11 protein-coding genes are annotated in these 14,323 nt (G+C 46.8%); all 11 read left to right on the top strand.

Features of this window, described 5'->3' with window-relative positions:
- Positions 1-83 precede the first annotated feature (83 nt).
- The 11 genes from tsf (at position 84) to nusA (ending at position 14,309) form a co-directional block, all read left to right on the top strand.
- Positions 84-737, top strand: coding sequence for a translation elongation factor Ts (tsf, locus tag M3661_RS16300; protein ID WP_021256524.1), 654 nt, complete (start codon positions 84-86; stop codon positions 735-737).
- Between the two features lie 126 nt (positions 738-863).
- Positions 864-1,592, top strand: coding sequence for a UMP kinase (pyrH, locus tag M3661_RS16295; RefSeq protein WP_021256523.1), 729 nt, complete (start codon positions 864-866; stop codon positions 1,590-1,592).
- Complete coding sequence (gene frr / locus M3661_RS16290; RefSeq protein ID WP_251486737.1) at positions 1,592-2,146, top strand: ribosome recycling factor; 555 nt, start codon at positions 1,592-1,594, stop codon at positions 2,144-2,146. Before pyrH ends, frr begins: the two co-directional genes overlap by 1 nt.
- Positions 2,147-2,244: 98 nt before the next feature.
- A complete protein-coding gene (locus M3661_RS16285; RefSeq protein WP_142543627.1) occupies positions 2,245-3,012 on the top strand; it encodes an undecaprenyl pyrophosphate synthase in 768 nt (255 codons plus the stop codon).
- Positions 3,013-3,030: 18 nt separating this feature from the next.
- Positions 3,031-3,831, top strand: coding sequence for a phosphatidate cytidylyltransferase (locus M3661_RS16280; protein WP_251486735.1), 801 nt, complete (start codon positions 3,031-3,033; stop codon positions 3,829-3,831).
- Between the two features lie 78 nt (positions 3,832-3,909).
- Positions 3,910-5,052, top strand: a complete 1,143-nt coding sequence (locus tag M3661_RS16275; protein ID WP_251486733.1) for a 1-deoxy-D-xylulose-5-phosphate reductoisomerase — start codon at positions 3,910-3,912, stop codon at positions 5,050-5,052.
- A gap of 154 nt (positions 5,053-5,206) precedes the next feature.
- Entirely contained in the window at positions 5,207-6,484 is a 1,278-nt protein-coding gene (gene rseP, locus M3661_RS16270; protein ID WP_251486732.1) for an RIP metalloprotease RseP, read from the top strand.
- A 74-nt stretch (positions 6,485-6,558) separates the two neighbouring features.
- The gene (proS, locus tag M3661_RS16265) at positions 6,559-8,007 is read left to right on the top strand and encodes a proline--tRNA ligase (protein WP_028531191.1); all 1,449 of its coding nucleotides are present in this window, start codon (positions 6,559-6,561) and stop codon (positions 8,005-8,007) included.
- Between the two features lie 152 nt (positions 8,008-8,159).
- On the top strand, positions 8,160-12,485 hold the full coding sequence (locus tag M3661_RS16260; RefSeq protein ID WP_065291907.1) for a PolC-type DNA polymerase III: 4,326 nt from the start codon (positions 8,160-8,162) through the stop codon (positions 12,483-12,485).
- Positions 12,486-12,659: 174 nt separating this feature from the next.
- Positions 12,660-13,121 carry a ribosome maturation factor RimP gene (gene rimP / locus M3661_RS16255; protein ID WP_021256515.1) on the top strand — a complete coding sequence of 154 codons (462 nt, stop codon included), beginning with the start codon at positions 12,660-12,662 and terminating at the stop codon, positions 13,119-13,121.
- A 90-nt stretch (positions 13,122-13,211) separates the two neighbouring features.
- Positions 13,212-14,309, top strand: a complete 1,098-nt coding sequence (gene nusA / locus M3661_RS16250; RefSeq protein ID WP_021256514.1) for a transcription termination factor NusA — start codon at positions 13,212-13,214, stop codon at positions 14,307-14,309.
- Positions 14,310-14,323 lie beyond the last annotated feature (14 nt).

Genomic DNA, 14,323 nt, shown 5'->3' with positions numbered 1-14,323 from the left:
CCTTTTTTTAAGCTGTATAACGTTCGGTGCCGTTAATCGTACATATACGTGGGTGCCAATTTATTGATGGAGGGAAATACGACATGGCAGTAAATGCGAGTGCAGTAAAAGAATTGCGCGAAAAAACAGGCGCAGGTATGCTGGATTGCAAAAAAGCATTGGAAGAGGCTAACGGCGATTTGACGAAAGCAGCTGAATTGCTTCGTGAGAAAGGCCTTGCAGCAGCAGCTAAGAAATCCGATCGTATCGCAACGGAAGGTGTGGTTGAGTCTTACATCCACGCTGGCGGACGTATCGGCGTATTGGTTGAAATCAACTGCGAAACAGACTTCGTAGCAAAAACGGACAACTTCAAGGATTTCGCTCGTGATGTAGCTATGCAAATCGCAGCGACTGCTCCAAAATATGTTCGCCGCGAAGAAGTTTCTCAAGAGGAAATCGAGAAAGAAAAAGAAATCTTAAAAGCACAAGCGTTGAACGAAGGCAAGCCTGAAAAAATCGTTGAAAAAATGGTTGAAGGCCGCATCGGTAAATACTATGAAGAGTACTGCTTGATGGAGCAATCCTTCATTAAAGACCCAGACAAAACAATCGAAACGTTGCTGAAAGAAAAAATCGCAACAATCGGTGAAAACATTTCTATCCGTCGCTTCGCTCGCTTCGAGCTTGGTGAAGGCTTGGAGAAAAAAGAAGATAATTTTGTTGAAGAAGTTATGGCTCAAGCGAACCTGAAGTAATCTTTTCTTTTTGAAAAGAGAGCATTCGAACGCGGCTACTACGTAATCAACAGACGCGCTTAAAAGTTGGAACACATCGTGTTCCTTCTTTTTTAGCGGCCGTTATGGAAAAGTGGAGGGTATACATTGAAACAACCGGTTTATAAACGTATCGTACTTAAAGTAAGCGGAGAGTCGTTGTCCGGGCAAGCTGGATACGGCATCGAATCCGAAATGATCAACTCCATTGCCGAGCAAGTGAAAGAAGTTGTAGAGCTTGGCGTAGAGGTCGCAATCGTCTGCGGAGGCGGCAACATTTGGCGCGGTATTGCGGGAAGTGAAAAAGGAATCGACCGCGGAACAGCAGACTACATGGGGATGCTTGCAACGGTTATGAACTCGCTTGCCTTACAGGATGCCCTCGAACAAATTGGCGTGCCGACTCGTGTACAAACTTCGATTGCAATGCAACAAATCGCAGAACCATATATTCGCCGTCGTGCAATACGTCATTTGGAAAAGGGACGTGTTGTTATTTTTGCAGCAGGAACCGGGAATCCATTCTTCTCGACGGATACGACAGCTGCGCTTCGTGCCGCTGAAATCGAAGCTGATGTGATCTTGATGGCGAAGAATAAAGTCGATGGTGTATACTCGGCTGACCCATTCAAGGATGAGACAGCTGAGAAGTTTGAGCAATTGACATATATGGAAGTATTGAACCGCAACTTGGGTGTAATGGATTCAACGGCATCCTCGCTGTGCATGGACAATAACATTCCGCTTATTGTATTTGCAATTACGGAGTCTGGCAATATCAAGCGCGTCGTGCTCGGCGAGAAGATTGGAACGATTGTAAAAGGGAGTGTAGAATAGTGCCACAAGCAGTGAAGAAAAACGCAGAAGAACGCATGGAAAAGGCGATTGCCGCTCTAAAACGGGAACTGGCAACATTGCGCGCTGGACGCGCAACACCTGCATTGCTTGATCGTGTTCAAGTAGAATACTATGGCGCGATGACGCCGGTTAACCAATTGGCGAACATCAGCACGCCAGATCCGCGCACGCTTATGATCCAGCCTTGGGACAAATCCTCATTGTCTGATATTGAGCGCGCAATTATGAAGTCGGATCTTGGACTGACTCCAGCTAACGATGGATCAATGATTCGTCTTGCGATTCCAGCGTTGACAGAAGAACGTCGTGCAGAGCTCGTGAAGCACACGAAGAAGTTCGGTGAAGAAGCGAAAGTTGCTGTCCGCAACATTCGTCGTGATGCGAATGATGACATCAAGAAGCTTGAGAAAACGGACATTTCAGAAGATGAGTCACGTCGTCATCAAGAAGATATCCAGAAGACGACTGACAAATACATCGCTGAAGTTGATAAAGTATTAGCTGCTAAAGAAAAAGAAATTATGGAAGTATAAAAGTTAGACACGATAGAACCTATTCTTTTTGTTCTTCATGCCCCTCCGAACGGTGGGGTTTATTGTCTTTTTTTCATCACCGGGTTGGAGGAGACCGAATGATTAAGCGATTCCAAACATGGTTACAGCAGCGTGGAGGCCACAAGCAGCTGGAACTGATGCCGGATAATATCCCACAACATGTGGCGATCATTATGGACGGTAACGGTCGCTGGGCTAAAAAAAGGGGCTTGCCGCGCGTTGCCGGCCACCATTCAGGAATGAAAGCCGTTAAGCGCGTAACCATCGCAGCGAATGATATGGGCGTAAAAGTGCTTACGATGTACGCTTTTTCGACCGAAAACTGGAAACGCCCAAAGGACGAAGTCGATTTTCTCATGAAATTGCCACAGGAATTTTTGGCGATCGAACTCGAAGAATTGATTGAGAAAAATGTTCAAGTGCGTATGATGGGCTATCGTGACCGATTGCCTAAACATACGATTCTGGCACTTGAGGAAGCCATTGAAAAGACGAAGCACAATACAGGACTTATTTTGAATTTTGCTTTGAATTATGGTAGTCAGCGTGAAATCGTAGAAGGTGTTCGTGATATTGTACGTAAAGTGAAAACAGGTGAGATTGAAGTTGGTTCGATTGATGAGAGCATGATCCACGATCATCTCTTATCCAGCAGCTTGCCTGATCCTGATCTGCTCATTCGTACAAGCGGAGAAATGAGATTAAGTAACTTCATGCTCTGGCAAATCGCGTACAGCGAATTGTGGTTCACCAATGATTACTGGCCAGAGTTCACTGAGCGACATCTAATGGAGGCCGTTATAGAGTATCAGCGCAGAACGCGAAGATACGGTGGATTACAATAAGTTGGAGGAACAGTCTATATGAAACAGCGCATCGTTACAGGGCTTATAGCAGGACTATTGTTCGGCGCATTATGCATAATTGGCGGTCTGCCATATGAACTGCTGCTCCTCGCACTTGCCTTTGTAGGCTATTATGAATTTGCTCGAATGCATCATGTATCACCGTTCGATCTGGCATCGTTGATTGGCTACGCAACGATGTCCTTGATTGTGATTCCGTGGACAAGCTTATCAATTGGATGGAATCTGTCATTGGAGGCTATTGTATGGATCAGCCTGCTGCTGATGCTGGGTGTGACCGTATTATCCAAAAACAAAGTGTCCATTGAAGCAGTATCGCAGTTGTGGCTGGGAGCATTCTATATTGGCATTGGCTTCAAATATATGATGCTGACGCGTACTTCAATGGGAGATGACGGCTTATTCTGGACGCTTATGCTGTTTGCAGCCATTTGGTCATCAGACATTGGTGCTTACTTCATCGGACGTGCGATCGGCAAGCACAAGCTCTGGCCGTCGATTAGTCCTAATAAGACGATTGAAGGAGCAATTGGCGGTGTACTGACATCAATTATTGTGGCGCTATTATTTGCTGTTGGACGACCGGATATTGTCAGCTTGCCGCTTGCATTTGGCATTGGGGTATCTGCTGCTGTTGTCGGTCAGTTCGGTGATTTGATTCAATCGGCATATAAGCGAGTCCGTGGTGTGAAGGACTCAGGTACATTGCTGCCTGGGCATGGCGGTGTTCTGGATCGATGCGACAGCTGGCTTGTCGTATTTCCATTTGTGCATTTGATCGGATTATTAACGTTGTAAATTGAACGTCATCGAGAGAACAGCGATGATGTTATCATGTAATAGATATAGCTATGAATAGGATGAAGAGGTGAGGTCATGAAGCGGATATCCATACTTGGATCGACCGGCTCCATCGGGACACAGACACTCGACATCGTCAGACAGCATCCTGAGCAGTTTAAGGTAGAAGCGTTAGCAGCTGGGAACAATACAACATTGCTGCTTGAGCAGATACGAGAGTTCAAGCCCAGCATTGTATCGGTTCACGATAAGGCTGCAGCAGATCGCCTGCGGGAACAACTGCCCCAGGGTGTTGAACTGTATTATGGTGAAGATGGATTGGTCGAAGTGGCAGCGGGTACTGACGCCGATACGGTCGTTACAGCTGTTGTAGGAAGTGTCGGTCTGAAGTCAACGCTCGCGGCTATCGATGAAGGCAAGACGATTGCCATTGCGAACAAAGAAACGCTGGTAACAGCTGGTCATTTGGTAACAGAACGTGCACAAGCGAAAGGCGTCAAGCTGATGCCAGTTGACAGTGAGCACTCCGCTATCTTCCAATGCTTGAACGGAGAGCCGATGCGCGGAGTTCGTGCCATTACATTGACAGCATCAGGCGGCAGCTTCCGCGATCGTACGAGGGACGAGCTGGCGAATGTTACCGTTGAGGATGCACTTAAGCATCCGAATTGGTCTATGGGCGCGAAGGTGACGATCGATTCAGCAACAATGGCTAATAAAGGACTTGAAGTGATTGAAGCTCGCTGGCTGTTCGATTTGCCTTATGATCAAATTCATGTACTTATCCATCCTGAAAGTATTATTCATTCTTTTGTCGAATATTTGGATGGAAGCATTATTGCGCAATTGGGGGTTCCTGATATGCGCGTACCTATCCAGTATGCATTGGCGTATCCGGAAAGACTTCCGAATACATCGGCTTCGCTTAATTTAGCTGAGGTGGCGAAGCTTCATTTCCGTGAGATGGATACAGAGAGATTCCCTATGGTTCGTTATGCTTATGAGTGCGGCAGAACAGGAGGTACAGCTACTACTGTGTTTAATGCGGCGAACGAAGTGGCTGTAGCGAGATTCCTGCGCGGTGAAATTTCCTTCTTGGATATTGAACGTATCGTGAGTACCTTAATATCGAAACATACTGCGATTCCGCATCCGTCCTTGGATGCTATTCAGGAGACAGATATGCGAACGCGTTCGGAGGCTCTCTCCATTTTATAATCGCCATTCACTAGATATGGATTCTCTTGTGCGGGATTGGAGAATAATGATAATCTATATAGACAAACCGCTGTCCGATTGTTATTGGGCCGTTCTTGAAGCCTAGGGTTGTGCTAGGACGATTGAACACGCACACAAAGGAGGATTCTACGCAGTGCAGATGGTGCAAATCGTATTTCTAACCGTGCTCGTCTTTTTCGTTATCGTAACGATTCATGAATGGGGACATTTTATTTTCGCTAAACGGGCGGGGATTCTCGTTAGAGAGTTCGCTATCGGATTCGGTCCGAAAGTATTCTCCTATACTCGTGGGGAAACCAAATATACACTCCGGTTATTGCCAGTGGGCGGCTTTGTACGGATGGCAGGCGAAGATCCTGAAATTGTAGAGGTCAGTCCAGGGCAGACGATAGCGATACGTGTGTCCAGTGATAACAAGGTGACGAAGCTGTATCTGGATCAATTAGACATGCGCAAGGAGGTTGTGCGTGGCGAAGTGAAGACGATTGATCTGGAGCATACGTTGAAGCTGACGCTGGATGTTGAGGATGAAGAAGTTACGTACGATATTCATCCGCAAGCTAAAATGATTGTGAAGGGCGACGAAATTCAGATCGCGCCTCATGATCGTCAGTTTGGCAGCAAGACAGTGGGCCAACGGGCGCTAGCTATTTTTGCAGGGCCTTTTATGAACTTTGTGCTCGCTTTTATTTTGTTCGGCGTATCGGTATCCATTTCGGGCGTTCCGGTCGAGAACCCGACGTCTGTGAAGATTGGAGACGTATCACCAGGACTTCCTGCTGCGCAGGCACAACTGCAAAAAGGAGATATTATCGAGGAAGTGAACGGCAAGCAAATTGGCGGCAATCGTGACATGTTAATTAAGCTGATTGCTGACTCCGAAGGCAAGCCAATGACATTCCTTATTGTGCGTGGTGAAGAACGCTTCACTGCAACACTGACTCCGCAGAAGGTGGAAGGTCAAGAAGGCGGCAAGGTTGGTATCGTACCGGTACTGCCAACACGAACGGCTTCATTCGGTGAGACGCTGTCGTTCGCCTCAACATCAATGGTGAATACGACGGAGAAAATTTTTGAAGGGTTCCGCATGCTTATTTTTGGTCAATTTAAACTGGACGACTTGGGCGGTCCTGTTCGGACGTTCGAAGTAACAGGACAGATTGCGAAGAAAGGGATCGAACAGCTTACATTATGGACGGCGATTTTGAGCTTGTATTTGGGAATCTTCAATTTGCTTCCAATCCCGGCGTTGGATGGAAGCCGTCTCGTATTCCTTGGGCTGGAGGCTGTCAGAGGTAAGCCTGTTGATCCGAGCAGGGAGAGCATGGTTCATTTTGTAGGTTTTGCAATGCTCATGCTATTGATGCTTGCTGTAACCTACAATGATATATTACGATTGGTTAAAGGTTAACATTTATATCACGGTTCATTTCATTTATACTAGAATACGAATAACCGTGTTTATCGGGAGGAACGTATACCGTTATGTCGAAAGAGAAGCAGTTTGTTACGGAGATTACCCCACAGCAGGAGGACTTCTCCCGTTGGTATATTGATGTGATTAAGAAGGCGGATTTGATGGATTATTCACCAGTCCGGGGATGTATCGTATTCCGCCCAGATGGCTACGAAATCTGGGAACATATTCGTGACGAGCTGGATCGCCGCTTCAAGGCTACTGGCCATCGTAATGCTTACTTCCCAATGTTCATACCAGAGAGCTTTTTCCAGAAGGAAAAAGAACACGTTGAAGGCTTCAATCCTGAGCTGCCTTGGGTAACCGAAGCAGGCGGCGAACAATTAGAGGAGAAGCTGGCGATTCGTCCGACATCCGAGACAATGATTGGCCATATGTACTCCAAATGGATTCAATCGTACCGTGACTTGCCTGTGTTGATTAACCAATGGGCGAACGTTGTTCGTTGGGAGAAGCGCACATTGCCGTTCTTGCGTACAAGTGAGTTCTTGTGGCAGGAAGGCCATACTGCGCACGAGACTGAGCAGGAAGCACGCGAAGAAACGATGCTCATGTTGAAAACATATCGTGAATTCGTAGAAGATTATCTTGCAATTCCGGTCATTGAAGGCCAGAAAACTCCTTCTGAGAAATTTGCCGGTGCAGTAGATACATTCTCCATTGAAGCGATGATGAAAGACGGCAGAGCCGTTCAAGCCGGAACATCGCATTACTTGGGAACGAATTTTGCGGTTGCTTTTGATATTAAATTCTTGGGGCGTGAAAATGAACAGGAATTTGTTCATACTACTTCTTGGGGGGTCAGCACCCGCCTAATCGGTTCCATGATTATGGTGCACGGTGATGACAGAGGTCTTGTATTGCCTCCGAAGGTAGCTCCTACACAGGTTATTATGATTCCAATTGGGCCAGCGAAGATGCGCGAGCAAGTTGTGGGACGAGCTAATGAGTTGTTTAGCGAATTGAAGCAAGCTGGCGTACGTGTTCGTATGGATGATCGCTCTGATATTAGCCCAGGTTGGAAATTCAATGAGTATGAAATGCGCGGCGTGCCTGTTCGCCTTGAAATTGGCCCGCGTGATATGGAGAATGGTGTTTGCGTATTGGTATCCCGCGTAACAGGCGAGAAGCGCATTGTACAGCAGGCGGATTTGGTTGAAGAAGTGAACCGCATGCTTGCTGACGTCCATCAAGAAATGTTCGAGCGTGCACGTTCCTTCCGTGATGAGCACTTCTACTCGGTAGAGACAATTGACGAGATGAAGGCACAAATGGAAGAAAAACGTGGATTTACACTTGCTGGCTGGTGTGGATCGGAAGCGTGCGAGAAGCATGTTAAGGATGAGACTGGTGCAACAAGCCGCAACATTCCATTCGAACCGCAAACGACAAAGACGAAGTGCCTTGTCTGCGGAGAAGATGCCAAGCATACGGTCGTATTTGCACGAGCGTATTAATTAGATACATGCTCCTCGAAGCAGGGGCGCAATGAAGGGAAGCTTCCATCATTGGAACATCCAACGGAACACCGGACGATGGCTCGATTGAGGGGGGCTTCTCTTTGTTCACACACTGCCACTTTGCCATTAGGTACGGCAGCAGTATGGGGTTGGGAGGTGCTTCAGTCTATATGACAGATAAACGGAAGCGATTTGAATTGTTGATGAGACAGGCGGAGGTTCCTGTTGAACTGTTAGATAGCTTTTTCCATGATGGATGGATTGATAGAGTGGAGTGCAGCCGCTCCAATAAGGAGTGGACGATTTATATAGGCAAGTCAACTGTCGTTCCGGCAGAAGCTTACCGTACGTTTTGCCTGCGTGTACAGGACAAGTTGTCCCACATTGCCAAGATTAAGATCATATTCCACTATGAAGAGCAGCTTCCAAATAAGGAGATCGTGGATGCCTATTGGAGTTTGTTCATGGAATGGGTCAAGCGAGAGGTTGCTTCAGTTAACGGTTGGCTGCACAAAGGGAAGTATGAAGTTGAGAAAGATTTGATCAAGCTCTTTTTACCGGATGCGACATCATTAGAGCTGGCGAAGAAGAAGCAGATTGATAAATATTGCACGACGTTCTTTGAGACGTATTTCACACGCACACTTCGTGTAACGATGCAGCAGGGCGGCCATGATACGGAAGCCTATGAAGCATTCCAGCAGAAGCTGATGGAAGAAGAGCGCCAAGTTATTCAGCAAATGATGGAAGAATCAGCACGCGAAGTCGAGGAAGAAGAAGGAGAAGCGCCAGAGCGTCTGCATGTCGGATACGACATTAAGGATGAGCCTACTCCAATCATGAATGTACAGGATGAAGAGAAACGTGTCACGATTCAAGGTGCAGTATTTGGCGTTGAGATGAAGGAACTTCGCAATGGCAGTACCTTATTCACATTCAACCTAACTGATTTTTCTGACTCTATGGCGATGAAAATGTTCGCGAAGACGAAGGAAGACGTTAAAATGCTGAGCCTCATCTCGAATGGTCAATGGCTCAAAGCTCGTGGACGTGTTGAGTACGATCGCTTCATGCAAGTCCCTGAGCTTGTCATGATGCCAAATGATTTGAATGAAGTAAAGGCACCGGCAGAACGCAAGGATACTGCTGAGGAGAAGCGCGTGGAATTCCATCTTCATTCTACGATGAGTGCAATGGATGCCGTTACGTCTATCAGCGATTATGTGAAGCAGGCGGCGAAGTGGGGCCATAAGGCGATCGCGGTAACGGATCACGGCAACGTTCAGTGTTATCCAGAGGCAGCGAAGGCAGCCAAGAAAAATGGCATTAAAATGCTTTATGGCTTAGAAGCGAATGTCGTGAATGACAATATGGAAGTTGTTCTAAATGCGGACAATCGTCCGGTGAAAGATGCCATCTATACCGTATTCGATATCGAGACAACCGGTTTGTCTGTAACAAACAATAAAATCATCGAGATTGCAGCTGTCAAAATGCAAGAAGGCAAAGAAATTGATCGGTACAGCACTTTCGTCAATCCGCATGTACGAATTCCTTATAACATTCAACAGCTTACTAATATTACGGATGAAATGGTAGCTGATGCACCAGATATCGAAGAAGTGCTTCCGAAGTTTGTGGAATTTGCCCAAGATACCATTCTTGTTGCGCATAACGCGAGGTTCGATATTGGCTTTATCCAGCATAACTTGAAGCTAATGAATCTGCCAGATATGATGAATCCGGTACTCGATACCTTGGAGCTAGCGCGTTTGCTGCATCCGACACTCAAAAATCACCGACTCAATACGTTGGCAGCTAAATATAAAGTATCACTTGAGAACCATCACCGTGCGATTGACGATACGATTGCACTAGGCGGCATTCTTACGGGACTACTTCAGGACGCTCAGCAGCTTATCGGAATCGAGACGCTGGAACGCATGAATGATTATGTAGGTCAGAACCTACAAAATGCCCGTCCATTTCACTGCGGCATTTATGCGCTTAATGCAGTAGGCAAGAAAAATCTGTATAAGCTTGTGTCAATGTCTCATACAGAATATTTCAAGCGGGTAGCCTGCATTCCGAAGAGTAAACTGGTGGGGATGCGCGAAGGCTTGCTCATTATGTCCGGCTGTGAGAAAGGCGAATTCTTCGAGACCGTACTTAACAAGTCGGTGGAGGAAGCCGAGCAAGTAGCAGAGTTTTATGACGTCCTTGAAATTCAGCCTTTGACGATGTATATGCATTTGGTAGAGAAGGGTTTGGTTGGATCGACGGCCGAGATCGAAGACGCTATTCGCAAAATTGTTCAGATTGGCGAAAAGCAGAATAAGCTCGTCGTCGCAACAGGCAATGTGCATTACCTGCATCCACGAGACAAGATGTTCCGTGATATTACCATTCATGGAATTACGGGCTTCAGTCCACTGAAGGATATTCGCAAACCGGATGCGCATTTCCGCACGACGAATGAAATGCTTCAAGAATTTGAATTTTTGGGTAAGGAACAAGCTTACAAGTTTGTTGTAGAGAATACGAACACGCTGTTGGAACGATTTGAAGATTTCGACCTGTTCCCGAAGGAATTATTCACACCGAACATCGAGGGTGCAGATCAGGAAATTCGTGATAAGTGCTACAATAAGGCAATGAGCATTTACGGGGAACCGTTGAACGATATTATTGTGCAGCGTCTGGAGAAGGAACTGGTACCAATCATTAAATTCGGATTCTCCGCGAACTATCTGATCTCAGAGCGTCTTGTGAAGAAGTCCAATGAAGATGGTTACCTGGTTGGTTCACGGGGATCCGTAGGCTCTTCCGTCGTTGCGATGTTCCTTGGTATCTCAGAAGTTAATCCGCTGCCACCGCATTATTCGTGTCGCAATTCGGAATGCAAGCACAGCGAATGGTTCACGGACGGCAGTGTGCCGAGTGGATTTGACCTGCCGAACAAGGATTGTCCGGAGTGTGGCCAGCCAATGAAGGGCGATGGACAAGATATTCCGTTCGAGACGTTCCTTGGATTTAAGGGGGATAAGGTTCCCGATATCGACTTGAACTTCTCGGGGGACTATCAGCCTGTCGCACACAACTACACGAAGGTACTGTTCGGTGAAAAGAGTGTATTTCGTGCGGGAACGATTGGTACGGTAGCGGAGAAGACGGCTTATGGATTCGCGAAGAAATATGAAGAAGATCACGGCAAGCGATGGCGCGGAGCAGAGCTTAACCGTCTAGCAGCAGGATGTACCGGCGTAAAACGCAGCACAGGTCAGCATCCGGGCGGTATCGTCGTTGTGCCAGACTATATTGAAGTGGAAGACGTAACACCCGTTCAATATCCGGCGGATGATACAACGGCTGAATGGAAGACGACGCACTTCGATTATCATGCCTTCGAAGATAACCTGTTGAAGCTTGATATTCTGGGTCACGATGATCCGACGATGATGCGGATGCTGCAGGATTTGACAGGCGTTGATCCGACGACGATTCCGATGAATGATCCGAAGGTCATGAGTATGTTCAACTCCGTTGACGCACTCGGCGTAACGCCGCAGCAGATCCGGACACCGGTTGCGACCTTTGGCGTACCTGAGATGGGAACACGTTTCGTGCGCCAGATGCTTGTGGAAGCACAGCCAAGCACGTTCGCCGATTTGCTGCAGATCTCTGGATTGTCCCATGGCACGGGCGTATGGCTCGGTAATGCACAGGAACTGATTAAGAATGGGATCTGTACGATTAAGACCGTAATCGGTTGTCGTGACGAGATCATGTTGTACTTAATCTACAAAGCCGGTATGGACGCTGGGCTTGCATTTAAAATTACGGAGAGCGTTCGTAAGGGCCGAGGTCTTAGTGATGAATGGATTCAAGAGATGAAAAACTGCAATGTGCCGCAATGGTACATTGATTCCTGCTTGAAGATTCAATACATGTTCCCGAAAGCCCATGCTGCTGCTTATGTTATTTCCGCGGTACGTACAGCTTACTTCAAGCTGTACCATCCAATCGAGTTCTATGCGACTTACTTTACTGTTCGTGCGGAGGACTTCGATATCGAATTATGCTGCCAAGGTTATGATGCGATCAATAAGAAGATTGATGAGATCGAGGCGAAGGGCTTCCAAGCAACAACGAAAGAGAAGGCCATGATCTCGATCTTGGAGATGGCGGTTGAAATGACAGCCCGTGGATTCTCATTCAAGCCAATCGATCTATATCGATCAGATGCAACGAAATTCCTTGTCGATGGCAACTCGCTCATCCCGCCATTCTCTGCAGTACAAGGGATCGGGGATAATGCGGCACGCAATATTGCGGCTTCTCGCGATGGGGTGGAGTACTTGTCCATCGAGGATTTCCAGATGCGTTCCAAGGCAACGAAGACGATTGTCGAGCTCCTGAATCAGATGGGGTGCTTCCGGGGACTGCCGGAGACGAACCAATTGTCTCTGTTTTAGTGCATGATCGGAGACACCCTTGCCATATTGTAGATGGCTATGATATAATTTTTTTGGTAATCATGTGGATAAATCCGTTACGTAAAGAGTGGGGAAACCCACTCTTTCATGTTTAGTATCGGGTTCTAACATAGAGGAACATCATTATTCCTAACATTCAGGAGGTTCTTGAATTTGAGCTCAGCCAATATCAAATCGACAGTTGAGAATATGATCACACCCTATTTGGAAGAGAACAACTTCGAACTTGTCGATGTGGAATATGTGAAGGAAGGCAGCAGTTGGTTTCTTCGCGTATTTGTGGACAAGGAAGGCGGCATTGACATTGAGGATTGCGGCCGTATTAGTGAAGTATTAAGCCAGAAGCTGGACGAAAACGATCCGATTACAGACGCGTACTTCTTGGAAGTATCGTCTCCAGGCGCGGAACGCCCGCTGAAGAAGACGAAGGACTTCGTTAAGGCGGTAGGCAAGCATGTGTATGTGACTACATACGAACCCATTGGCGCATTGAAGGAGTTCGAAGGGGTTCTCACTTCCTTCGATGAACAGACGGTTGTCGTTCAAGTCGGCAAGAAGGAACATGCAATTCCGTATGAGAAGGTAGCGAGCGCACGTCTTGCTATCGTTTTTTAGGACGATTGTAATCAACGATTGGATATCGTTCTGCTGAATGTAACATTATTGGAATGAAGCCGGATTCGGCTGAAAGGGGGAACTCACCAAATGAGTATGGATTTTATTGACGCGTTGTCGGAAATCGAAAGAGAAAAAGGAATTAGCAAGGAAGTACTCATTGATGCGATTGAAGCGGCTCTGATCTCGAGCTATAAGCGCAACTTCAATACTGCACAAAATGTACGTGTAGACATCAATCGGGCAACTGGAGTAATTAAAGTATATGCACGCAAGAACGTAGTGGACGAGGTGTTGGACCCACGTCTTGAAATTTCACTTCATGCCGCTCGCGAACATAATCCGAACTACCAAATGGATGATATTTGTGAGATTGAGGTTACACCACGTGATTTTGGCCGCATCGCTGCGCAAACAGCGAAACAAGTTGTGACACAGCGTATTCGGGAAGCTGAGCGTGGTCTTATCTATAACGCGTTCATCGACAAGTCAGATGATATCGTAACAGGTATTGTACAACGTCAGGACATGCGTAATGTGTATGTAGATTTGGGTAAAGTGGAAGCAGTTCTTCCATTGAATGAGTTGATGCCGAATGAAAAGTTCAAGCACGGCGATCGCACCAAAGCATACATTACGAAAGTGGAGAACACGACCAAGGGGCCGCAAATTATTTTGTCCCGCACGCATCCTGGACTGCTAAAGCGCTTGTTCGAGCTGGAAGTACCTGAAATCTTCGACGGCGTCGTTGAAATCAAATCGGTAGCTCGTGAAGCGGGTCAACGTTCTAAAATTGCGGTATACTCCCGCAACGAGGAAGTTGATCCAGTTGGTTCATGCGTTGGCCCTAAAGGTATGCGTGTCCAGACAATTGTTAATGAGCTGCGCGGCGAGAAAATTGATATCGTGCGCTGGTCAGAAGATGTAAGTGAGTATGTAGCGAATGCACTGAGCCCATCCAAAGTTGTTGATGTGGAAGTTCGTGAAGCTGAGAAAATGGCTCGTGTCATCGTGCCTGATTATCAGTTGTCACTGGCAATTGGGATTAAGGGTCAGAACGCTCGACTTGCTGCAAAATTGACTGGCTGGAAAATTGATATTAAAAGCGAGACTCAAGCTGATGAAGAAGGGCTTCCAATGTCTTCTGATGAGCACACACCAGATGACAGCATGGAAGTAAGCGAATAAACACTGAAGGCGCG

It is taken from the genome of Paenibacillus sp. MER 180 (assembly GCF_023713665.1).
In the GTDB taxonomy this organism is placed as follows: Bacteria; Bacillota; Bacilli; order Paenibacillales; family Paenibacillaceae; genus Paenibacillus_B; species Paenibacillus_B suaedae.
This window is presented reverse-complemented; position numbering and strand designations above follow the sequence as displayed.